19 protein-coding genes and 1 pseudogene are annotated in these 22,878 nt (G+C 62.4%); 12 read left to right on the top strand and 8 right to left on the bottom strand.

All coding sequences use genetic code 11. The annotated features are described in order from the left end of the window. Positions 1-14: 14 nt before the first annotated feature. The 4 genes from JKV55_RS15045 to radD form a co-directional block, all read right to left on the bottom strand. Positions 15-1,229 (bottom strand): pyridoxal phosphate-dependent aminotransferase, encoded by a 1,215-nt coding sequence (locus JKV55_RS15045; protein ID WP_202087418.1) that lies wholly within the window; start codon positions 1,227-1,229, stop codon positions 15-17. Positions 1,230-1,516: 287 nt separating this feature from the next. Further along, positions 1,517-1,780, bottom strand: a complete 264-nt coding sequence (locus tag JKV55_RS15040; RefSeq protein ID WP_202087417.1) for a GrxA family glutaredoxin — start codon at positions 1,778-1,780, stop codon at positions 1,517-1,519. A 73-nt stretch (positions 1,781-1,853) separates the two neighbouring features. Next, positions 1,854-3,284 (bottom strand): D-alanyl-D-alanine carboxypeptidase/D-alanyl-D-alanine endopeptidase, encoded by a 1,431-nt coding sequence (gene dacB / locus JKV55_RS15035; protein WP_202087415.1) that lies wholly within the window; start codon positions 3,282-3,284, stop codon positions 1,854-1,856. A 75-nt stretch (positions 3,285-3,359) separates the two neighbouring features. Then, a complete protein-coding gene (radD, locus tag JKV55_RS15030) occupies positions 3,360-5,105 on the bottom strand; it encodes a DNA repair helicase RadD (protein ID WP_202087410.1) in 1,746 nt (581 codons plus the stop codon). 74 nt (positions 5,106-5,179) lie between these two features. Here radD and fabV point away from each other — a divergent pair, with 74 nt between their 5' ends. From fabV to JKV55_RS15015, 3 genes are all read left to right on the top strand, one after another. After that, a complete protein-coding gene (gene fabV / locus JKV55_RS15025; protein WP_202087409.1) occupies positions 5,180-6,379 on the top strand; it encodes an enoyl-ACP reductase FabV in 1,200 nt (399 codons plus the stop codon). Between the two features lie 59 nt (positions 6,380-6,438). Beyond that, complete coding sequence (locus JKV55_RS15020) at positions 6,439-6,780, top strand: 5-carboxymethyl-2-hydroxymuconate Delta-isomerase (protein ID WP_202087408.1); 342 nt, start codon at positions 6,439-6,441, stop codon at positions 6,778-6,780. A 96-nt stretch (positions 6,781-6,876) separates the two neighbouring features. Continuing rightward, entirely contained in the window at positions 6,877-7,389 is a 513-nt protein-coding gene (locus JKV55_RS15015; protein WP_202087407.1) for an anti-virulence regulator CigR family protein, read from the top strand. Positions 7,390-7,417: 28 nt separating this feature from the next. Here the strand turns inward: JKV55_RS15015 and JKV55_RS15010 are convergent, their stop codons facing one another. Then, a complete protein-coding gene (locus JKV55_RS15010) occupies positions 7,418-8,371 on the bottom strand; it encodes a GGDEF domain-containing protein (protein WP_202087406.1) in 954 nt (317 codons plus the stop codon). Between the two features lie 3 nt (positions 8,372-8,374). Then, entirely contained in the window at positions 8,375-9,379 is a 1,005-nt protein-coding gene (locus JKV55_RS15005) for a response regulator (RefSeq protein WP_202087397.1), read from the bottom strand. A 247-nt stretch (positions 9,380-9,626) separates the two neighbouring features. Between JKV55_RS15005 and JKV55_RS15000 the strand changes: the two genes are divergently transcribed. From JKV55_RS15000 to rluF, 4 genes are all read left to right on the top strand, one after another. Continuing rightward, positions 9,627-10,238: a glutathione S-transferase family protein gene (locus JKV55_RS15000; RefSeq protein WP_202087395.1), complete on the top strand. Its 612-nt coding sequence runs from the start codon at positions 9,627-9,629 to the stop codon at positions 10,236-10,238. Between the two features lie 101 nt (positions 10,239-10,339). After that, on the top strand, positions 10,340-12,097 hold the full coding sequence (locus JKV55_RS14995; RefSeq protein WP_202087393.1) for a SulP family inorganic anion transporter: 1,758 nt from the start codon (positions 10,340-10,342) through the stop codon (positions 12,095-12,097). Next, positions 12,097-12,564: a methyltransferase family protein gene (locus JKV55_RS14990; protein WP_202087391.1), complete on the top strand. Its 468-nt coding sequence runs from the start codon at positions 12,097-12,099 to the stop codon at positions 12,562-12,564. Before JKV55_RS14995 ends, JKV55_RS14990 begins: the two co-directional genes overlap by 1 nt. Before the next feature lie 128 nt (positions 12,565-12,692). Beyond that, positions 12,693-13,583, top strand: coding sequence for a 23S rRNA pseudouridine(2604) synthase RluF (gene rluF, locus JKV55_RS14985; RefSeq protein ID WP_202087389.1), 891 nt, complete (start codon positions 12,693-12,695; stop codon positions 13,581-13,583). Between the two features lie 19 nt (positions 13,584-13,602). Here rluF and tyrS read toward each other — a convergent pair whose 3' ends face one another. Beyond that, positions 13,603-14,880 carry a tyrosine--tRNA ligase gene (gene tyrS, locus JKV55_RS14980; RefSeq protein WP_202087379.1) on the bottom strand — a complete coding sequence of 426 codons (1,278 nt, stop codon included), beginning with the start codon at positions 14,878-14,880 and terminating at the stop codon, positions 13,603-13,605. Between the two features lie 214 nt (positions 14,881-15,094). Here tyrS and ydiJ point away from each other — a divergent pair, with 214 nt between their 5' ends. The 4 genes and pseudogenes from ydiJ (at position 15,095) to JKV55_RS14960 (ending at position 20,967) form a co-directional block, all read left to right on the top strand. Continuing rightward, the gene (gene ydiJ, locus JKV55_RS14975; protein WP_202087378.1) at positions 15,095-18,151 is read left to right on the top strand and encodes a D-2-hydroxyglutarate dehydrogenase YdiJ; all 3,057 of its coding nucleotides are present in this window, start codon (positions 15,095-15,097) and stop codon (positions 18,149-18,151) included. 208 nt (positions 18,152-18,359) lie between these two features. Next, the gene (locus tag JKV55_RS14970; RefSeq protein ID WP_202087375.1) at positions 18,360-18,602 is read left to right on the top strand and encodes a GlsB/YeaQ/YmgE family stress response membrane protein; all 243 of its coding nucleotides are present in this window, start codon (positions 18,360-18,362) and stop codon (positions 18,600-18,602) included. A gap of 38 nt (positions 18,603-18,640) precedes the next feature. After that, positions 18,641-19,068 (top strand): annotated as a pseudogene (locus JKV55_RS14965) (hotdog fold thioesterase). A gap of 123 nt (positions 19,069-19,191) precedes the next feature. Next, positions 19,192-20,967 (top strand): DEAD/DEAH box helicase, encoded by a 1,776-nt coding sequence (locus JKV55_RS14960; protein WP_202087374.1) that lies wholly within the window; start codon positions 19,192-19,194, stop codon positions 20,965-20,967. A 255-nt stretch (positions 20,968-21,222) separates the two neighbouring features. Here JKV55_RS14960 and suhB read toward each other — a convergent pair whose 3' ends face one another. Then, positions 21,223-22,026, bottom strand: a complete 804-nt coding sequence (suhB, locus tag JKV55_RS14955; RefSeq protein ID WP_202087373.1) for an inositol-1-monophosphatase — start codon at positions 22,024-22,026, stop codon at positions 21,223-21,225. Between the two features lie 247 nt (positions 22,027-22,273). Here suhB and JKV55_RS14950 point away from each other — a divergent pair, with 247 nt between their 5' ends. Beyond that, entirely contained in the window at positions 22,274-22,768 is a 495-nt protein-coding gene (locus JKV55_RS14950) for an acyloxyacyl hydrolase (RefSeq protein WP_202087372.1), read from the top strand. Positions 22,769-22,878 lie beyond the last annotated feature (110 nt).

The raw sequence follows: 22,878 nt of genomic DNA, 5'->3' as shown, positions 1-22,878 counted from the left end.
TCCAGCTTCCAGCTTTACTGCCGGTAATGCTTGAGGAAGCGGGCGATACGGCCGATGGCGTCCTCGATATCTTCTACCCGTGGCAGGGTGACCAGGCGGAAGTGATCCGGTTTGGGCCAGTTGAAGCCGGTGCCCTGCACGATCAGCAGTTTTTCCTGCAACAGCAGATCGTACACCATCTTCTGATCGTCCTTGATGTCGTACACCTTGGGATCCAGCCGCGGGAACATGTAGATGGCGCCCTTGGGCTTGACGCAAGAGATGCCGGGGATCTGGTTGAGCAGCTCCCAGGCCTTGTCCCGCTGCTGGCGCAGGCGGCCGCCGGGCAGCACCAGCTCGTTGATGCTCTGGTAACCGCCCAGCGCCGCCTGGATGCAGTGCTGCATGGGCACATTGGCGCACAGCCGCATGGAGGCGAGCATTTCCAGCCCCTCGATATAGTCCCGGGCCTGATGCTTGGGGCCGCTCAGCATCATCCAGCCCTGGCGGAAACCGGCGGCGCGATAGCTCTTGGACAGGCCGTTGAAGGTGGCCACCAGCACGTCGTCGCAGAGAGTGCAGATCGAATGATGGGCGACATCGTCGTACAGGATTTTGTCGTAGATCTCGTCGGCGAAGATGATGAGCCGGTTCTGGCGGGCGATCTCCACGATTTCCAGCAGGAATTCGCTGCCATAGACGGCGCCGGTGGGGTTGTTGGGGTTGATCAGCACTATGCCCTTGGTGCGCGGGCTGATCTTGGCCTTGATATCGTCCAGATCCGGGTACCAGTCGGCACCTTCGTCACACAGGTAGTGCACCGCCTTGCCGCCGGACAGGGTGACCGCCGCCGTCCATAGCGGGTAATCGGGCGAGGGAACCAGGATCTCGTCGCCGTTGTTGAGCAGCGCCTGCATCGACATCACGATCAGCTCCGATACCCCGTTGCCGATATAGATATCATCCAGATCGGTGGTGCGCAGCCCCTTCTGCTGGTAATACTGCATCACCGCCTTGCGTGCCGAAAACAGTCCCTTGGAATCGCAGTAGCCCTGGCTGGTGGGCATGTTCACAATGGCATCCTTGAGCAGCTCTTCCGGGGCCTCGAACCCGAAGGGGGCGGGGTTGCCGATATTGAGCTTGAGAATGCGGTGGCCTTCGTCTTCCAGGCGACGGGCCTCTTTGTGGACTGGCCCGCGAATGTCGTAACAGACGTTATCCAGCTTGTGGGATTTTTCTACGGAATACATGGGTGCTAACGGCCTCGGGTTATTCACTGGCCATGACGGTCACAGACAATCAGGAAGGCGCCAGGGCGGCATGAAAACCACGCGCCGGGGCATGAAGCTATCCGGGAACAGACAAGCCAGTTCAGACAAGTGATGGCGTCCATGATGGGGCTTTGAAACCAAGATGAAAAGGGGTATGCGAGGGGTTTTATTGAAAAAAGATGGCCAGAGGCGGTTTTTGGCCGATGTTATGTTGCCACGCAACAGAGGGCGGCATGAACGCCGCCCTCTGTCCGGCAACCAATGCCTTATTGGAACAGCCCCAGATGTGCTTTGGCGTGGGCTTCGAAGTCGGTATAGCCGCCGATATGCTGCTGGTCGAGAAAAATCTGCGGTACCGTCTGCACCGGTTTGCCTACGGTTTTTTCCAGATCTTCCTTGGAAATGCCCTCGGCATGAATGTCGACGTAGCGGAACTTGAAATCATCACGTTCCTCGGTCAGTTTTTCCGCCAGCTCTTTGGCACGGACACAATAGGGGCAACCGGGACGACCAAAAATCACAGCAAACATAGCGCTCTCCTGACTGATTGACGGAGCCAGTATAAAGACCCGGCTCTCATAAGATAAATCGTTAATGCATTACTTATTGATTGGCCTGGCTGATGATACCACTGCCCAGCGCCGCTTCCAGCCATTGGCGTTCGAACTGCCGGGCCGGCCAGTCCCCTTCGCCCCGGGCCAGTTGCCGCTCCTGTTCGGGACTGATGGACAGGCCATTTTGCAGCAGCACGAAGGCCTTGCGGCCGCCGTCGGTGTCGATAAAGCCGGCCAGGTTCTGCACATGGGCGATGGTGCCGGTCTTGGCCTGGACTCGGCCCTTGAGCGGAGCCTGGATGACGCTCTTCCGGTACTGGAGGGTACCGTTTTCGCCGCTCACCGGCAGGGCCGCCACCAGCCAGTCGAGCGCCGGGCGTTCTGCCATCACCCGCAGTACCGCCAGCAGATCCGCGGCACGCAGCAGATTATGGGCCGACAGGCCGGAGCCGTCCGCCAGCCAGGCCGGCCCCAGATCGATATCGGCCTGCTCCTTGAGGATGTCGCGTACCGCCTGGGTGCCGTTGCGGAAACTGCCGGGCTGGTTGAAATGCACGGCTCCCAGGGTGCGCAGCAGGCTGTCGGCGTAGAGGTTGTCGGAGCTTTCCAGGATACGCCGGCTCAATTCTCGTAACGGTGGCGATCGATGGCTGGCGAGCTCGGGCCAGCCATCGGCGTCGAGTCGGCTGCTGCTGATGCCGCCGGATAGCTGGATCCCGGCCTGCTCAAGGGCCCAGCGGGTGAGCCGCTCGCCCCAGGCATCCACATCCTGGATGGCGAAACGCATGGGCCAGGGCTCCTGGCGCGGCCCGATGCAGCCGGTCAGATGGTACTGATTGGGGGGGCGCATTTCGACTTCCAGCTCACAGAAACGCTGTTTGCGTTCGGCTTCGGCCAGCACCTCCACCTCGGCGCTGATCCCGACCGGTTGATGGCCGGGCACGGTAGCGCGGGCCGGCTGGCCCGGGCGGGCATAGAGCGCGCCCTGTACACAGTTCCTGTCCAGGATCAGTGCCGAGACCGGCGCGCTGTAGCAGACGCTCAAGTCGTTCCAGGACCAGCCGTTGCCTCTGTCGTAGCCGGCAAAGCGTACCTGGTTGAGCAGCACATTGCCGCTGACCCGGCGGACGCCGCTGCGGGCCAGCAGATCCCGCAATTGCTCCCGACTCAGGCTGGGGTCACCGACGAAGTCGAGCAAGAGATCCCCCACCAGCAGGCCGTTTTCCAGCTGGCCCCGGTAGCGAAGCCGGGTTTCATAACGCCACTCCGGCCCCAGTGCCAGGGCGCCGGCCAGGGTGGTGAGCAGCTTCTGGGTCGAGGCGGGCTTGAGCAACAGCTCGGCGTTGTGGGCCTGCTCAATGCGGCCGCTGTCGAGATCCGCCAGCAACCAGGCGGATTGGCCGTGTTCCGGTGGCAGGGCTGCCTGGGTTGTCAGGGCAGCCATGAGGATGACGAGGCCGGTTAATGCGGTTTTTATCATGGATGTGCTCTTTGATTGTGATCTTGCATGTTGTCTGCGGGGCCAATATAGCATGCCTGTCCCCAGTTCCCGTCCTTACCCCAATTCATGGGCGCGTCGATACCGGCCCTGGTAATCGAACAGTGTTTCTTTTACCTGCCAGCTGCGCTTGTGCTGACGGGCAATCACAAAATCCGGGTGACGAAAACGGCCGGCGCAGGCTAAGACCTCGGCCAGGGTCGTAAAGTTCGGCTCCAGGCCCGGCGCCGGCCAATGAGGCTGCACAAAGTCATTGAAAAACCGCCCCCGCTTGCCCTTGTCGTCGAAGGGATACCAGGCGCTGACGGCGGTGCCGTCTTCGTCATGATAGGTGACCTTGAGGCTGGGGCCATATTTGCCCGCGCCCGCTTCCAGGCTGAGGCCGGCGCAGCGCAGCACCAGCGCATCCTTGAGGGCCAGGGCTTCCTTGAGTTTTTTATCCGGATCCACCAGCAGGTGGCCGCAGTCGCCGCACTCCCGGGCGGCGATGTCGTTTTCCGCCAGGCACTGGGGACAGGACTTGAAACGAAAGCGATAGCCGCAGGGCTCGGCATGGCCCTCGTCGTCTTCGAACAGGCCCTGGCAGCGGCGGCCGAAATGCTCCAGTACCCGGCCTTCGGCATCGGTCTTGCCCCAGAAGATATTGGCGAAGCCGCAGGCGGGGCAGGGTACCTGCACCTGGGTGGTATCGGGGTGGGGGCGGGGTTCGCCCACTTCGGGGGCGAAGATGTCCATGTTGTTGCCGGCGTAGTCCAGCACCAGGCAGTCGGTCTTGCCCGGGCTCTGGCGCAGCCCCCGGCCAATGATTTGCTGGTACAGGGCTACCGACTGGGTCGGCCGCAGAATGGCGATAAGATCCACATGGGGGGCGTCGAAGCCGGTGGTCAGCACCGACACATTGACCAGGAACCTGAGTTCCCGCGCCTTGAAACGGCGGATAATGGCGTCCCGCTCCGGCCCGGGCGTGTCACCGGTGATCAGCGCCGTTTCTGCCGCCGGCAACAGCGCGGCCACTTCGGCGGCGTGGCGTACGGTGGCGGCAAATACCATGATCCCGCTGCGATCGGCGGCATAGTCGCGGATCTGCTCCACTATGTGGGGCGTGACCCTGGGCTGGCGGGCCAGCTCCCTATCCAGCGCCTGCTCGGTAAAGAGCCCCTGCTCATACAGCCGGGAAAAGTCGTAGTGCACCACGGGGGCGTCCACCAGTCGGGGCGGGCACAGGTAGCCCTGCTTGATCATCAGCCGCAGCGGCAGTTCGAACAGGCAATGTTTGAAAAAACGTCTGGATCGGCTGCGTACCAGGCCATGGTGGTGGGTTTGATAAATCCAGCCCAGCCCCAGCCGGTAGGGGGTGGCGGTGAGCCCCAGCACCTTGAGCCTGGGGTTGCTCTGGCGCAGGTGGTTGACCGCCTGCAGATACTGGCTGTCATCGTCGTCCGACACCCGGTGGCATTCGTCGATGATCACCAGGCTGAAATCGCGGAACTGCTCCAGGTTGCGCGCCACCGACTGCACCGAGCCGAACACCACCTGGGTATGGGCCTGCTTTTGGCCGAGGCCGGCGGAGAAGATGGCCGCCTCCCGGCCATAGGCCCGGTATTTGGCGTGGTTCTGCTCCACCAGCTCCTTGACGTGGGCCAGCACCAGCACCCGGCCCCGGGCCAGGCGGGCCAGCTCGGCGATCACCAGGCTTTTGCCGGCGCCGGTGGGCAGCACCAGCAGCCCCGGTTCATGGTGGCGGCGAAAGTAGTCCAGGGTGCGGTCGACCGCTTCCTGCTGATAGGGGCGAAGGGTGAACACATCAGGCCTCACATTTGTCCCGGAATAGGGTATCTTTAGCCCCTTCTTTGTGAATAACCGAGGCAAACATCTCTATGATCATCAAACCCAAGGTTCGTGGCTTTATCTGTACCACCACCCACCCGGTCGGCTGTGAGGCGAATGTACGCGAGCAAATCGCCTACGTCAAAGCCAAGGGCAAGCTGGCGCAGGGTCCGAAGAAGGTACTGGTGATCGGTGCGTCCACCGGTTACGGCCTGGCCTCCCGCATCAACGCCGCCTTCGGCAGCGGCGCCGCCACCATCGGCGTGTTCTTCGAAAAGCCGGGCACCGAGAAGAAGACCGGCTCCGCCGGCTGGTACAATGCCGCCGCCTTCGACAAGGCCGCCAAGGAAGAGGGCCTGTACGCCAAGAGCATCAACGGCGATGCCTTCTCCAACGAGTGCCGCGAGCAGGTGATCGAGCTGATTAAACAGGACCTGGGCCAGATCGATCTGGTGGTCTATTCCCTCGCCTCGCCGGTGCGCAAGCTGCCCGACAGCGGTGAAGTGGTGCGCTCCGCGCTCAAGCCCATCGGCGAGCCCTACAAGTCGGTGGCCCTCGACACCAACAAGGACGTGCTGGTGGAAGCCGTGGTCGAGCCGGCCAACGAGCAGGAAATCGCCGATACCATCCAGGTGATGGGCGGTCAGGACTGGGAATTGTGGATGAACGCCCTGGCCGATGCCGGCGTGTTGGCCGAGGGCGCCAAGTCCGTGGCCTATTCCTATATCGGCACCGACCTGACCTGGCCCATCTACTGGCACGGCACCCTGGGCAAGGCCAAGGAAGACCTGGATCGCGCCGCCCACGCCATCGACGCCAAACTGAAGAGCCGTGGCGGCAACGCCCATGTGGCGGTGCTCAAGTCGGTGGTGACCCAGGCTTCCGCCGCCATCCCGGTGATGCCGCTGTATATCTCCATGGCGTTCAAGGTGATGAAGGAGCAGGGCATTCACGAAGGCTGCATCGAGCAAATCCAGCGCCTGTTCCATGATCGCCTCTACAGCGGCCAGCCCGCCCAGGTGGACGAGCAGAACCGCCTGCGCCTGGACGACTGGGAGCTGCGCGACGAGGTGCAGAACGCCTGCCGCGAGATCTGGCAGAAGATCACCGACGACACCATCTATGAACTGACCGATTACCAGGGCTACAAGGACGAGTTCCTGCGCCTGTTCGGCTTCGGCCTGGCCGGCGTGGATTACGACGCCGACGTCAATCCGGAAGTCAGCTTCGAGGTGATCGAACTGGTTTAATTCTGCCCTCTATTGCGAAAGCCCCGTCATGGGGCTTTCTGTTTTTAAGGAGCACCTTCATGCCCCATTGCGTTATCGAATATTCCACCACCCTGGGACGCCAGCTCAGCCCCTCGGCCCTGGTCATGGCGGTGCACCAGGGGGCCCTCGACAGCGGCCTGTTCGAGGAGGCCGACATCAAGAGCCGGGCCATCGGCTACGACTACCACCACCACGGCGGCGCCCGCCGCGATTTTATCCATGTGACCCTGAAGATACTGTCGGGGCGCACGCCGGAGCAGAAACAGGCCCTGTCGGCCATGGTGCTGGATGCCCTGGCCGGCCTGGGGCTCAAGAATATCTCCCTCACCGTGGAGGTGGTCGACATGGAGCGGGAGTGCTACGCCAAGCGGCTGGACTGAGCCCGACAGAACAAGTCCCATGGCGTACCCCGGGGTTTGCCGCCTCGCCCTGACGGGAGTAGATTGAAGGCAAGTCAACACCGCCGGGAGGCTGTTATGCAGGGCAGATACAAGTTGGGAACCTTATTGCTGGGTGGGCTGCTCGGTTTGAGCCTGGCGCCGGCCTGGGCCCAGCCGCCGGAGGGCAAGGGTCCGGGCCATGCCCAGGGGCAACAGCGGGAGCCATTGCTACGCAGCGACAACCGGGGCGAGTCGTCCCGTGAGCGTGAACGGAACTGGCAGCGGCAGGAGCGAGGCAGCGAGCGGCGCGACTATCACGACAGGCGCGAGCCGCGTATCGACGAGGCCTCCCTGCGGGTCATTTTCCGCGAGCATCGCGACTGGATCGGTTACGATCATCGCCGCGATGCGCTGCCGCCGGGCATCCGGATGAACCTGGCGCGGGGCAAGCCCTTGCCGCCGGGCATTGCCAAACAGTTCGACCCACGCCTGCGCGGCCGGCTGCCCTACTACGAGGGCTATGAGTGGCAGCGGGTGGGCGACAAGGCGATACTGGTGGACATCGCCACCAAGAACGTGCGTTTTATCCTGGAAAGCATCCTCGACTGACACCAGCGCCCGGCTTTGCCGGGCGTCCTCAGGCCAGCACCACCCGATTACGGCCGCCGTGCTTGGCGGCGTAGAGGGCCTCATCGGCCTGGCGCAGCCACTCCATGTGATTTTTCGGCCCGTCGCTCAGGCTGGCAACGCCCAGGCTGATGGTATAGCGAATATCGATACCCTGGGTGGTCACCACCGACGCCGCTACCGCCTGACGGATGCGCTCGCTGATGATGCCGGCGCCGTCGAGATCGGTTTCCGGCAGTATGATGCCAAATTCTTCACCACCATAGCGACCCGCCTGATCCGCATGGCGCAGGTTGGCCCTGGTGATGGCCGCCACCTGGCGGATGACCTCGTCACCGGCCAGATGGCCATATCGATCGTTGATCAGCTTGAAATTGTCGATGTCGAACATCACCAGGCTGCTGCGATGGCCGTAGCGCCGAAAGCGGGCGAATTCGGCGTCGACCAGGTTTTCCCAGGTACAGCGGTTGAGCAGCCCGGTCAGCCGGTCGGTCATGCTCAGCCGGGCCAGTTGTTCATTGGCCTGCTCCAGTGCCAGCCGGCTGCTGGCCACATCGGTGACATCATACACCATCAGGCAGACCCGTCCGACACGGCCATCGGGCTCCGACAGCGGACTGATGGTCAGGTTCTGGAACATGTACTCCTGGGTGCCGGTAACGGGGCGGGTATTGCGGAAGCGGAACAGCCAGGGCCTTTGTTCCCAAGTGGTGAATGCCTTGGTGTTGAGGGTGACGACCGTATCCACCTTGCGGCGCAGCCAGGTTTCCGGCAGTTCGGGAAAGAGCCTGAACAGGTTGTTATCGCGTACGGCGGTGGAGGTCCGGCCGCTGTGGTTTTCCATAAAACCGTTCCACAGCTGTACCCGGAAGTCCAGATCGATCACCACCAGGCCGATTTCAACCGACTCCAGCATGTCTACCAGCCAGTGAAAAGCGTATGCGTCCTGTTCGGTGGGGCTCATCCTTTACTCCGTCAGATAAAACAGGCGCTGCTCCAGCCGGCGGACCGACTCCTCCGTCAGCAGCACCAGCAGGTTGCAGTGAATGTGGTGATGTTCGATGGCGTAAGGGATCTCGATGCACAGCAATTGCTCGCTTTGCTTGCTGTGATGCTCGAGCAATACATCTATCCGCTGGTGCCGGCCGAGGACCGTCGGGTGCCCCAGCCCCAGGCGGATATCGAGTTGATCCCCCATCCCCTTGAGAAAGGCGCCGAACAAGATGCTCGACATGTCCATCAGGATCTCGACTTCCGGTGCCCTGGTGGTGGGGGCGTCGTAATGCAACAACCGGGACATTTCCTCTATGCTGGCATCGGAAAACAGCAGCAGCGCCTCGCCGGACACGCCGGCGCCCACGAACCCTTGGCACACGGCCGAATAGCAGCTGCTTTCCACCGCGGAAATGGCCATGCTGAGTTCGCTGCGGGCGATGCGCGCGACCCGGGGGATGGGTTGACGGATAAAGACGTCAAACAGGCGGGCCAGCAGATCCGAGGCCTGGCCCATGGCGACGTTGGCCAACTCCTGCAGGTAATCATGCAGCGATAACGACGGCTCATCAGGGGCGTTATCCCTCGGCTGGCTCGGCGCCATGGCCGCTGGCTGGTAGAGGCCATACCGACGCAGCAGGCCGACCAGTTCCTGGCCATCGATGGGCTTTTTAACAAAGCCCATGGCGCCCAGCGCCCTGACCCGGTCACGTGCCTGGGGCTGGATATCGCCGGACACCACCAGCGTCATCACCGGCAGGTCCGCTTTTTTTATGGCTTCCAGCACACCATAGCCATCCAGCTCCGGCATGTTCAGATCCAGGAACAGCACATCGGCACCCCGGGTGTGCAAGTGTTCCAGGGCCGCGCGGCCATGTTCGGCGAAATCAAGCTGCACCTCCCAGTCACCGGGCAGGGATCTGGCCATTTGCTTGCGTGCCAGGACGGAGTCGTCACAAATCAGAATGCGTGTCGTCATGCCATCGGGAGCCTGTTGGTCATGGGATGGGAAAGCGGTTGCCGGGCTGGCAGAGGATTATTCAACCATACTTTGGCGTCGGTGGACAGGCAACAAACGGCACCGAGGTCGCAATCCGGATAATCGGATTCTATTTTTGCGATATGGGCGACCTTAGCGCGAGTGACGGCATTCCCCCGATATTGGCGGCGCAAGCCCGGATCATCTAGAGTTCAGGGCCATGAGCCCACCACGACAAGGTTACCCTATGAAACTGTATGAGCTGGCGACCACCCCCAGCGCCCGGCGGCTGAATATCTTTCTGGCCGAAAAAGGCGTGGACATCGCACGTATTCAGGTGGACGTGCGCGCCGGTGCCAACCTCACCGAGGAATTCAAGGCGATCAGCGCCAACGGACGCATCCCCTTGCTGGAGCTCGACGACGGCAGCTACCTGTGCGAATCGGTGGACATCTGCCGCTATTTCGATGAGCTGTACCCGGATGAGCTCGCCCTGTTCGGCGACAGTCCCCTGGCCCGGGCCCGGGTGGAGATGTGGCACCGTATCGTAGAGCTGGACGGGCTGATCCCGGCCTTTCAGGCCTTCCGCAATCTGAGCGGGGTGTATCGGGATAGGGAAACCTGCGTCCCCGCCTGGGGCGAGGAGTCCAGGGCGCGGGTACAGGCGTTCCTGCCCCGGCTGGAGCGGCGCCTGGCGGAAGCGGATTACCTGGCGGGGGAGCGCTATTCCATCGCCGATATCGCCGCCTATGTGCTGATAGGCTTCCTGCCGCGGCTGGGGATGGAGGTGACATCCATGCCCCATATCCAGCGCTGGCTGGCCCGGGTAAATGGGCGTCCCGCCCTGGCCGGATGCTGAACCGCCGCCGCTGTTTCTACTAACTGTGGTGGCGCTCGCGCACTTTGCCGCTTTGTCGCCCTATAATTAAGACCGGATAACTAATTGCAAGTGGTTGAAAAATGCGCGATTTTTTCACCCTGGCTCGCTGGATGCCGGGACTGGTGGCATTGCTGGAGTATCAGCGGGCCTGGTTGCTGCCGGATCTGCGCGCCGGCCTGTCGGTGGCGGCGGTGGCGCTGCCGGTGGCCATCGCCTATGCGGAGCTGGCCGGGGTGGGGGCCGTGGTGGGACTCTATTCCTGCATACTGCCGATGCTGGCCTATGCCCTGTTCGGCACTTCCCGTCAGTTGATCGTCGGACCCGACGCCGCCACCTGTGCCGTGATTGCCGCCGTGGTCACCCCCCTGGCGGCGGGTGATGCCACCCGGCACTGGCAACTGGTGATGACCATGACCGCCATGACCGGCTTCTGGTGCCTGATCGCCAGCCGGTTCAAACTGGGGGTACTGGCCGATTTTCTGTCCCGTCCGATTCTGCTGGGGCTGCTTAACGGGGTGGCCATCACCATCATGGTCGGTCAGCTGTCGAGTATCTTCGGCTTTACCTTCGACGAGTCCGAATTGATTGAACGGATAGCCGCGGCCCCCAATTACCTGTCGCTTATCCATTGGCCCACCCTGGGCATCAGCCTGCTGGCCTTGGCGGTGATGCTGGCCTGCCGTCGTTTCCGTCCCCAGTGGCCCAGCAGCATGCTGGCGCTGGCCGTCACCGCCGCCCTGTTGTGGGGGCTTGGGCCGGAGCGGGCCGGTATCATGGTGGTGGGAACCATCAGCGGGGGCATTCCGTCGTTGCAGATCCCCGAGTTTCCCCCCGGCCTGATGCGGGAGCTGGTACTGCCGGCACTCAACCTGGCGATGGTGAGCTTCGTGTCGATGATGCTCACCGCCCGCAGCTTTGCCGCCAAAAACGGCTATGAAATCGACGCCGACAAGGAATTTCGTGCCCTCGGCATGGCCAACCTGGCGTCGGCGGTGTCCCAGGGGTTCGCCATCAGCGGGGCCGACTCGCGCACCGCGGTCAATGACGCCAACGGCGGCAAGAGCCAGCTGGTATCCGTCGTTGCCGCTACCGTGATCGCCCTGGTCACCTTTTTGCTGACCGCGCCGCTGCAATATATTCCCACCGCGGCGCTGGGCATAGTGCTGGTGATGGCCTCGCTGTCACTGATTGATCTGCGCGGTCAGTGGGCGCTGCGCCACTCGGACAACGCCGCCTTCTGGCTGGCCTGGATCACCTTCGTCGGGGTGTTGTTCATGGGGGTGATTCCCGGCATTACCCTGGCGGTACTGTTGGGGTTGTTCCAGTTTTTGCGCAATGTGATGCGACCGACCGATCAACTGATGGGCATGAATGAGGAGGGCATAGTCCATACCCTGGGCCATAACGAAGAGGTCAAGGCCGTCACCGGGGTGCTGATCTACCGCTTTAATTCACCGCTGACCTATTTCAATGCATCCTATTTCAAACGCCGGGTGCTGCTGTTGCTAAACGGGGAGAAATACCAGCCCAAGTGCCTGATCATCGATGCGGTCTCCTGTTTTACCCACCAGGATATCAGCGTGATGAGCATGGTGGGGGAGCTGCACAAGGAGCTGAAGCGGCGCGGCATTCACATGGTGATGGCCGGCCGGCGCAGCCAGATGACCCACTGGCTGCACCAGGCCGGCATCCGGGTGGGCGAAGACGGTATCCTGCTTTATCCGGATTTGTATGAAGCCTTGCGCATGACCCGTTGCTACCGGGAGCCGGAAGAGCCGGTGGCGGAGGCCTCGCCTGCCGCACCGGCATCGCCGCGAGAATGGCTGGCGGAGTCCTGATGCGCCCGGCCACCCTGCGCCGTCTGCTGTGGCTGCCGCCGCCCGGCGTGGTGGCGTTGACCGCCGGCCTGATGTGGCTGGTCCGGCGCTGGAGCGGCGGGCAGGCCTTTGCCGGCCAGGGCTTGGCTGCCCTGCTGGTGCTGGCGGCGGGGCTGGCGCTGATGGCGGTGGCGGCGTGGCAGCTGCTCCGGGCCCATACCACTGTGCTGCCTTTTCATCCGGAGCAGGCGTCGCACCTGGTGACCACAGGGGTCTTTCGCCGCTCGCGCAATCCCATCTACCTGGCCGACCTGCTGCTGTTGCTGGCCTGGTTGCTCTGGCTCGGCAGCCTGTTCAACCTGCTCTGGCTGGCGGCCTTCGTCATCTATATGAACCGGGTGCAGATAGCGGCGGAAGAGCGGGCGCTGGCCGCTAAATTCGGGAAGCCATACCTCGACTACTGTGCCCGGGTCAGGCGCTGGCTCTAGCTGGCTGCCCGGGGAAGGGGCTTGCGATGGCTGGCCCGGGCGCCTACACTGCCGCTTTTCAGCAAAACCGCCCCGGGTCCGTCCGGATTGGGCCGGTTTATCGCCACCGAGGGAGAGCTTCAGGGCCCATGACAGCAGACAACGGCGGCACCCGCCTGAACAAATTTATCAGTGAAACCGGCATCTGCTCCCGCCGTGAGGCCGACCGGCTGATTGAGCAGGGGCAGGTGGCCGTGAACGGCCAGGTGGCCGGCATGGGCGTCAAGGTGACGCCGGCGGACAAGATCACCATCAACGGCAAACCCTTGCGGAGCAAGCCTCAGCCGGTTTACCTGGTCTATAACAAGCCCATCGGCATTACCTGCACCACCGATCAGGCCATTCCCGGCAACATCGTCGACGCGGTCAACTACCAGGCGCGGATTTTCCCCATCGGCCGCCTCGACAAGCCGTCGTCCGGCCTGATCCTGCTCACCAACGACGGCGATATCGTCAACAAGATACTGCGTGCCGGCAACGCCCACGAGAAGGAATATATCGTGTCGGTAGACAAGCCCATCACCGACGACTTTGTTGCCCGCATGGCGGCGGGAGTGCCCATTCTCGACACCGTGACCAAGCCCTGCAAGGTACGCAAAATAGGGCCGAAGACCTTCAATATCATCCTGACCCAGGGGTTGAACCGGCAGATCCGGCGGATGGCGGAGTACCTGGGGTTTCAGGTCACCAGCCTGAAGCGCATCCGGATCATGAACATCGCCCTGGGCAACCTCAAGCCGGGCCAGTGGCGAGAAGTCAGCGTCCAGGAACTGGCGGTGATCAATGCCATGGTCGAGGGCTCGAGCAAAACCGAGGAAGCGTCCCGCCTCGATGTGCCCAAGGCGGCCCGCAAGGGGCCGAGGGTCGGCCAGGACGGCAGAACTAAAGCGGCGGCCCCGGGAGCGCGCTCGACGGGCTCGGGGCGCGGGAAGCCTGATACCGCCGGCAAACGGAGCGGCGGCGGGCGACGTAGCCGCTAACAAGGTGGCCGTCGTTGGCTCAGGCCTTATCCCGTACCTTGAGCAGGTGGAAGTGTTTCTTGCCCCGGCGCAACACCAGGTAATGCCGGTGCAGCCGCGCATGGCCAGAAAGGGACTCACCATGGGCCTGGATGCCGTTGACGGTGATGGCGCCCTGGGCGATCAATTCCCGGGCCTGGCGATGGGAACCGGCCAGGCCCGCCTGCACCAGCAGGGGAGGCAGTGCGTCCGGTTCACCCGTGGTGCTCATGGGAATACCGTCCTGCTCCAGTTGGGCGAACTCGTCGGCGCCGAGCCGGCTGAAGTCGCCTGAAAACAGCGCCCTGCTGATGCGCCCGGCACCGGCCAGGGCCGCCTCGCCATGCACCATCCGGGTCAGTTCGGTGGCCAGCACCTCCTGGGCCCTGGGCTTGCCCGGACCGCTGTTATCCGCCCGTTCAATCGTCGCTATCTCCGCCAGGGACAAGAAGGTGTAGTAACGGAGGAAAGCGTACACATCGGCATCGGCGGTGTTCAGCCAGAACTGGTAGAAGGCGTAGGGCGAGGTCTTGGCCGGATCCAGCCAGACGGTGCCGGTCTCGGTCTTGCCGAATTTGGTGCCATCGGCCTTGGTGATCAGCGGCAGGGTCAGCCCGAATACCCGCTGCCGGTTGAGGCGGCGCGTCAGATCGATACCGCTGGTGATATTGCCCCATTGATCGTTGCCGCCGATCTGCAGGGTACAGTCGAGCTCCCGGTTGAGCAGCGCGAAGTCGTAGGACTGCAACAGGGAGTAGGAGAACTCGGTAAACGACAGCCCCTGTTCGGGCCGGGCCAGCCGTTGCCTGACCGATTCCTTGGCGATCATGGCGTTGACCGAAAAGTGCTTGCCGATGTCCCGCAAGAAACCGAGCACGTCCATGGTGCCCATCCAGTCGGCGTTGTTGACCAGCCGTACCCGCGCCTCCTCGTTTACGTCCAGCAAGCGGCCTATCTGTTCAGCCAGGCTGTCCACCCAGCCCTGCACGGTATCGGCGCTGTTCAGGCTGCGTTCGGTGGCCTTGAAGCTGGGGTCGCCGATCAGGCCGGTGGCGCCGCCGATCAGGGCGACCACCCGGTGGCCGGCGGCCAGGAAGCGGCGCAACATCAGCAAGGGCACCAGGTGGCCGATATGCAGGCTGCCGGCGGTAGGATCGAAACCGCAATAGAGCACCCGGGAGCCGCTCTCGAGATGCCGTGTCAGGGCGATTTCATCGGAAACCTGGGCGATAAGCCCCCGTTGTTTCAGATGGTCCAGCAGGGGATGGATAGAGGTCACTATGGCTCCGCAATAATGGATTCAGATAGCTTATGCTGCCGTGCCCGGTCGTTTCCGGCCATGTCCCTAAAGGGACAGTTGGGGCAGATCAGGCCGAATCCACGGCGACTTGTCTACGGTGGTCCCCTGTCTCGCCGCTCGCCCCGGCAGCCCCCCCGGGTGTATACTGGACGCCTCTCTGGGCGCATTCAGGATATAAAGGGGACAGGTCGTTATGATCCCAAGGATTGATCTGCAGCAGCAGATACACCCCACCTATTTTTCGTTTCTCGAGGCCTTGGCCGGCAGCGGTTTTCGCGGTGACATAGAACGCAGCTACGCCAGCCGGCTGGCGGTAGCCACCGACAACAGCGTCTACCAGTGCCTGCCGCAGGCGGTGGTGTTTCCCCGCTCCAGCCAGGATCTGGTGGTGATGCTGACCCTGGCCGGGAAGGAGGCCTACAAGGACATCCGCTTCGCGCCCAGGGGCGGCGGCACCGGCACCAACGGCCAGTCGCTCAACGACAACATAGTGGTGGACCTGTCCCGCCATATGCACCAGTTGCTGACCGTGGATGCGGATGGCCGCAGGGTACGGGTGCAGACCGGCATGGTGAAAGACAAGCTGAACCAGCTGGTTCAGCCCCATGGGCTCTTCTTCTCTCCCGATCTGTCCACCAGCAACAGGGCCACCATCGGCGGCATGATCAACACCGACGCCTCCGGCCAGGGTTCCCTGGTCTATGGCAAGACCTCGGATCACGTGCTGGGCGTGACCGCCGTGCTGGTGGACGGCACCCTTATCGAAACCGGGCCGGTGTCAGGCGAGGCGCTGGACCGGAAGCTCGAGGAAGACAGCCGGGAAGGGGAGCTGTACCGCTGCGTCTACCACAGCGTCACCGGGCACGCGGGCGAGATAGAGCGCCGCTTCCCCAAGCTCAATCGCTTCCTGACCGGCTACGACCTCAAACATGTTTACGACAAGCATACCCATACCCTGGATCTGACCCGCATCCTGTGCGGCTCCGAGGGGTCGCTGGCCTTTATCACTGAAGCCTGGCTGGATCTGACCCCCATTCCCAACTACCGCACCCTGGTCAACGTCAAGTACGACAGCTTCCAGTCCGCCCTGCGCAACGCCCCGCTGATGGTGGAGGCCAAGGCGCTGTCGGTGGAAACCGTGGACTCCAGGGTGCTCAACCTGGCGCGGGAAGACATCATCTGGCATTCGGTGAGTAATCTTATCCAGGATGTGCCGGGCAAGGTGATGGACGGCCTCAACATGGTGGAATACGCCGACCAGGACGAAGCCGCCCAGCGCGACAAGGTCGAGGCCCTCTGCGCCCGGCTCGACGAACTCATCGAACGGGGCGAGGCGGGCATCATCGGTTATCAGCGGTGCGACGATTTGGCCTCCCTCAACCGCATCTACGCCATGCGCAAGAAGGCGGTGGGCCTGCTCGGCAATGCCAAGGGCCGCAAGAAGCCGGTGGCCTTCGTGGAGGACACGGCGGTGCCGCCCGAGCACCTGGCCGACTACATCATGGAATTCCGCCAACTGCTCGACGATAACGGCCTGCAATATGGCATGTTCGGCCATGTGGACGCCGGCGTACTGCACGTGCGCCCGGCGCTGGACCTGACCGACCCGGAGCAGGAGGTGATGCTGCGTCGCATTTCCGACCAGGTCAATGCGCTGACCGCCAAATTCGGCGGCCTGATGTGGGGCGAGCACGGCAAGGGCTACCGCTCCGAATACAGCCCGGTGTTTTTCGGCGAAACCCTGTTTACCGAGCTGCGCCGCATCAAGTCGGCCTTCGATCCCTTCAACCGGCTGAACCCAGGCAAGATCTGCACCCCGCTCGACAGCCTGGAACAACTGGTGTCGGTGGATGCCACCAAGCGCGGCTTCTTCGACCGGCAGATACCGGTGCACGTGCGTGACGGCTTCACCCAGGCCATGGACTGCAACGGCAACGGGCTCTGTTTCGACTTCGAAGTGCGCTCGCCCATGTGCCCCTCGATGAAGCTCACCGCCGACCGGCGCCACTCGCCCAAGGGCCGGGCCGGCCTGGTGCGGGAGTGGCTGCGCCAGCTCTCGGCCCAGGGCTTCGATCCCATGGCCGAGGAGGCGGCGGTGATGAGCCGGGGCAGCAGCGTCAAGGGCATGGTGGAGCGCATCAAGCACACCCTGGCCAGGCGCCGGGGCGAATACGACTTCTCCCACGAGGTGAAGGAGGCGATGGACGGCTGCCTGGCCTGCAAGGCCTGCTCCAGCCAGTGTCCGATCAAGGTGGACGTGCCCACCTTCCGCGCCCGCTTCCTGCAGCTTTACCACCAACGCTACCAGCGCCCGCCCAAGGATTACCTGGTATCCTGGGTGGAAAGCTACACCCCCTGGATGGCGAAGGCCCCGGGCCTGGTCAACCCGGTGATGAAGAACCAGTGGGTCAAGCGCGGCGCCGCCTCTTGGCTTGGCATGGTGGACATGCCCCTGGTGAGCGAGCCCAGCCTCAAGACCCTGCTGGCCGACGGCCCGGCCGGCCAGTTCGACCTGGCCCGGCTGCAGGGCCTGAGCGCGGAGCAGAAGGCGAAAACCCTGCTCATCGTGCAGGATCCCTTCACCTCCTTCTACGATGCCCAGGTGGTGTTCGATCTGGTGCGCCTGGCCACGGCGCTCGGCTTCGCGCCGGTGGTGCTGCCGTTCAAGCCCAACGGCAAGGCGGCCCACGTCAAGGGCTTTTTGCGCCGTTTCGCCGCCATGGCCGCCGACAGCGCCCAGTTCCTCAACCGGCTGGCCCGGCTCGGTATCCCCATGGTGGGGGTGGATCCCTCCCTGGTGCTCTGCTACCGGGACGAATACGAGAAAATCCTGGGCCCGGCCCGGGGCGACTTCGAGGTGCTGCTGCCCCAGGAGTGGCTGCTGCGGGTGCTGGAGCAGATCCCGGCCCGGGAGCCGGCCGGCGAGCCTTGGTACCTGTTCGGCCACTGCACCGAAAAAACCGCCAAGCCCGCCACCCATCAGGACTGGGGCTACATCTTCGGCCACCTGGGCGCCCGGCTCGAGCCGGTGGCGGTGGGCTGTTGCGGCATGGCCGGTACCTACGGCCACGAAACCAGAAACCTGGAAGGTTCCAGAACCCTCTATGGCCTGAGCTGGGCCGAGCCCATAAGCAAATTGCCCCGTGAGCGCTGCCTGGCCACCGGCTTCTCCTGCCGCAGCCAGGTCAAGCGGATGGAAGGGCAGCCGGTCAGGCATCCGGTGCAGGCGCTGCTAAGCCTGCTGGCTTGATGACCGGGATCCGGACTGGTGAAGCGGCGCTCCATCTGGTCGAATAAATTCGGCCTACGGCCGGCCCGCAAGGGTGTTATGCCCGTGGCCGAGGTGTGGCATTTGGTCGATTGAAATCGACCCTACGGCTGGAGCTGCGCTGGATGATGAAGAGGGGGCGGGGCTCACTGCAATGAACCCTGGCCAACCGAAACAAGAAGGAGAGCTTATGGGACTTTTCTGGGGATTGATTATCGGCGCCCTGGCCGGCTGGATTGCCGGCAACCTGATGAAAGGGCAGGGCTTCGGCCTGCTCGGCAACATAGTGGTGGGGCTGGTGGGCGGTTTTCTCGGCGGCCTGGTGTTTCGCCTACTGGGGCTGGCTGCCACAGGACTGATCGGCTCCCTGATCATGTCGGTGGTGGGGGCCGTACTGCTGATCTTTATCGCCGGCAAAATCGCCCGGCGTTAGCGGGATTAGGGATTTGTCCCCAGTCCCGCTATTTAAATATGTGGAAACGTGAATTTACGCTGGACAGTTTGAAGCAACTGTCGGAGAATACGCCCGCAGCCCAGTTGGGCATGACCTTTTGTGAAGTGGGTCACGGTTTTTTGAACGGCGCCATGCCGGTCGAGCACCGTACTCACCAGCCTCTTGGCATGTTACATGGCGGCGCTTCAGTAGCGTCAGCCAAGACCCTGGGTTAAGTAGCTGCCAATATATGTGCGTTGAAGCGGGTTATTATTGCGTTGGTCTGGAGGTTAACGCAAATCACGTCCGCGCCAAACGAAGCGGCCTTGTTACAGGTACCGCACGTCCCCTCCATTTGGGCGCGACGACACAAGTCTGGCAGATCGACATCCATGATGAGCAAGATCGACTGGTGTGTACCAGCCGGTTAACCATGGCGGTGTTGAGACAAAAACGGCCAGATTAGCCTTGTGAATCTATGTGTGACACACACTGTGTGAAGGGAAGCCCTCGCCCCCGGTGAGAATGGGCTGTCCCTGGCCTTTTACTGTATCAGTCCGCCGACATTTTATTTATTCGGAACTGTTAAATGACAAATACTTCTTCTGTACTTGGTTTTGCTGACCTCGGGCTGGCGCCTGCCGTTCTTCAAGCTCTGACCGACGCCGGTTATGAGCAGCCTTCTGCTATTCAGGCCGCCGCCATTCCTACCCTGCTGACCGGGCAGGATGTACTGGGTCTGGCACAAACCGGTACCGGTAAAACCGCAGCCTTCGCCCTGCCGATGCTGAGCCGCATCACCGGCGGCAATGCCCAGCCCCAGGTGCTGGTGCTGGCCCCGACCCGTGAACTGGCCATCCAGGTCGCCGAGTCCTTCGAAGGTTACGCCAAATACCAAAAAGACATTCGCATCCTGTCCATCTACGGTGGCCAGGCCTACGACAGCCAGATCCGTGCCCTCAAGCGCGGTGTCGACATCATCGTCGGTACCCCGGGCCGGGTCATGGACCACATGCGTCGCGGCACCCTGAAGCTCGACAACCTGCAAGCATTGGTGCTGGACGAAGCCGATGAAATGCTGCGCATGGGCTTTATCGACGACGTGGAATGGATCCTGGAGCACACCCCCGAGAGCCGTCAGATCGCCCTGTTTTCCGCCACCATGCCGCCGGCCATCCAGCGCGTGGCGCAGAAGTACCTGAAAAATCCGCAGGAAGTGCGCATCGCCAACAAGACCCGCACCAACGCCAGCATCCGTCAGCGTTACTGGTTCGTGCGCGGTATGTCCAAGCATGAAGCCCTGTGCCGCCTGGTGGAAACCGAAGAGATGGACGCCATGCTGGTGTTCGTACGCACCCGTAAAGATGCCGAAGATCTGGCTGAGATGATGGTGCGCGAAGGCCATGCCTGTGAAGCCCTGCACGGTGACATTCCGCAGAAGCTGCGTGAGAAAGTGGTCGACCGCCTGAAAAACGGCCGCCTGAACGTACTGGTAGCGACCGACGTGGTTGCCCGGGGTCTGGACGTGGAGCGCATCAGCCACGTGGTCAACTTCGACATGCCCCACGACAACGAATCCTACGTGCACCGTATCGGCCGTACCGGCCGTGCCGGCCGCGAGGGGGATGCCATCCTGTTCGTGACCGGTCGTGAAAAGCGCAACCTGTTCAACCTGGAGCGCCATACCCGCCAGCCGATCGAAGAAATGCAGATGCCCTCCGCCGACGACATCAACAAGATCCGCGCCGAGCGCTTCAAGTCCCGCATCCGCACCAGCGTGGAAGCGGATGAAAAGGCCCTGGCTCCCTTCGTGGCGATGATCGACGAGCTGCAGGCCGATGGTGTGGACACCGCCCAACTGGCGGCGGGCCTGGCTCGTTTGCTGCAGGGTGACCGCCCGCTGTTCGTGGAAGACAAGCCGATGGCCGCCCGCCGGCCCGACGTGCGCGAAAGCCGTGACGGTGGTCGCGAGCGTTTCGAGCGTGCCGAACGCCCCCGCGCCGCCCGTGGCAGCAAGGACGACGTGTCCGGCGTGGTGATGGAAACCTTCCGCGTGGACGTGGGCCGGGTGCACGGCGTCAAGCCGGGCCACCTGGTGGGCGCCATCGCCAACGAAGCGGACCTGGAATCCCGTTATATCGGCCAGATCCAGATCCATGACGACTTCTCCACCGTGGATCTGCCGGAAGGCATGACCGCCGAAGTACAGCAGGTACTGCAGAAGGTGCGGGTATGTCAGCGTCCGCTGAACCTGGCCAAGTACGAAGGCGGTCCGCTGCCCCGTCGCGGCAATTTCCGCCCCAATAACGATGAGCGCGGCGGCAAGTTCCGTCCCCGTCGTAACGACAAGCGTCTGAACGGCTAATCGCCGCCTTATGACGACCAAAGGCCTGCCGGGTAACCGGCAGGCCTTTTTGTTTTATCACGGGCGTGAAAGCGTGAAAGCGTGAGGGGGGAGGGACGGCGTTAGGCGTGATGGAGCGGTGTACGCCTTCCAAGCCGAGGGAACATTAGGGCAACTCGGTGGTTCGGCCGTCTCCCAGAAGAGGCAAGCCGCCGACCGGCGGGCACAAAAAAGCCCCGCCGAAGCGGGGCTTTATATCGAGTGGAGTCGTATCGGTCAGTTGGCGAGGGATTCCGGCAGGTGCTCGCGAATGGTCGACAGCATGACTTTCAGTACCTTGGGATTGGCGCAGACGACATTGCCGCTGCGCTCATAGTTGTGGCCGCCAACGAAGTCGGTGACGATGGCACCGGCTTCACGTGCGATCAGGCTGCCGGCGGCGCTGTCCCAGGGCTTGAGGCCCAGCTCCCAATAACCGTCTACCCGGCCGGCCGCGACATAGGCCAGATCCAGGCTGGCGGCACCGGCACGGCGGATGTCCGCGCACTGGACAAACATGCTTTTGAACATGGCCAGATAAGCGTCGGCCTGGTGTTTCTGCTTGAAGGGGAAGCCGGTGGCCAGCACTGTGTTGCTCAGATCCTTGGCCTTGCCGGTACGGATACGGTAACCGTTCAGCTGGGCGCCGGCACCGCGGCTGGCGGTAAAGAGTTCGTCACGGATAGGATCGTAAACTACGGCTTGTTCGGTACGGCCCTTGACCCGCAAGGCGATGGACACCGCGAAGTGGGGAATGCCTTTGACAAAGTTGGTGGTGCCATCAAGGGGGTCGATGATCCACTGATAATCGGTGTTGCTGCCGGTCAGTTCGCCACATTCTTCACCGATAATAGTATGCTCCGGATAAGACTTGCGGATGGTGTTTACTACGGCGTTTTCCGCATCAAGGTCGACATTGGTAACAAAATCGCTCTGGCCTTTTTGGTGTGTTTCCACGTTGTCCGGGTTGGCGAAACCTTTGACGATAACTTGACCGGCGTTGCGCGCAGCGCGCACCGCAATATTCAGCATCGGATGCATATCAGTGAACCCACTTGATGTTAAAGAACGAAATTTGAGCGGCGAATTATACCAGCGTACCCGGCTCAGGCAAGGATTAAATGGTATGCCCGGCGGGGGCGTCGCTCAGGGCGGGCATCATCGACGGCCGTGTATCAAGGTACGGATCCCGGTAGAAAAAAGGGTTGGCAAAAAAGGAAAAAGGCCCCTCGAAATTAAGAAAGCCAGCTATCTTTGATGACGTAGTGGCAATCAAAGGGACTCAAACATGAACAAATGGGGCTTGTGGCTGTTTGTGCTTTTGTCGGCACCGGCATATGCCGAAATAGAGCTGCAGATAGGGGCCGGCGGCGGTGACGGCGCGGTTCGTTACAGCCTGGGTATTGGATGGACGGAAAGCTGGCGTGCGCTGGGGGCCGGGCAACTGGGCTATGGTATCGGTTTCGACAGCAGTTATTGGGAGCTGGATGATGATGCCCTGGAGCAACTGAGCCTGGTGCCGGCCCTGAGTTACAGTGCCCGTAAACAGGACGGTTTTCGCCCCTTCGTGTTTGTGGGCCTGGGGCCTGCCTGGATCAGCCAGACCTGGCTCGGTTCGCGCCAGCTGTCCAGCCAGTTTCAGTTTTCCAGCCGGGCTGGCGTCGGGGTGGCGCTGGACCAGCACAGTCTGGCCCTGGAAGGCTGGCATTTGTCCAATGGCGGCCTCAAACAGCCGAACGATGGGCTGAGTTCCTGGGGCGTCAGCTATCGTTATAATTTCTGATTAGAAAATCTAGGCCTGGACATTATAAAAGGTCGTTCAGGCTGCCCTTGCCAGTTAATCTCTCTATTCATTATCATGCGATCCACATCACAGTCTGCCCAAGAGGGCGT

It is taken from the genome of Zobellella iuensis, from assembly GCF_016746085.1.
GTDB lineage: Bacteria > Pseudomonadota > Gammaproteobacteria > Enterobacterales > Aeromonadaceae > Oceanimonas > Oceanimonas iuensis.
The sequence above is the reverse complement of the archived record's forward strand: the minus strand, read 5'-3'. Positions and strand labels throughout refer to the sequence as shown.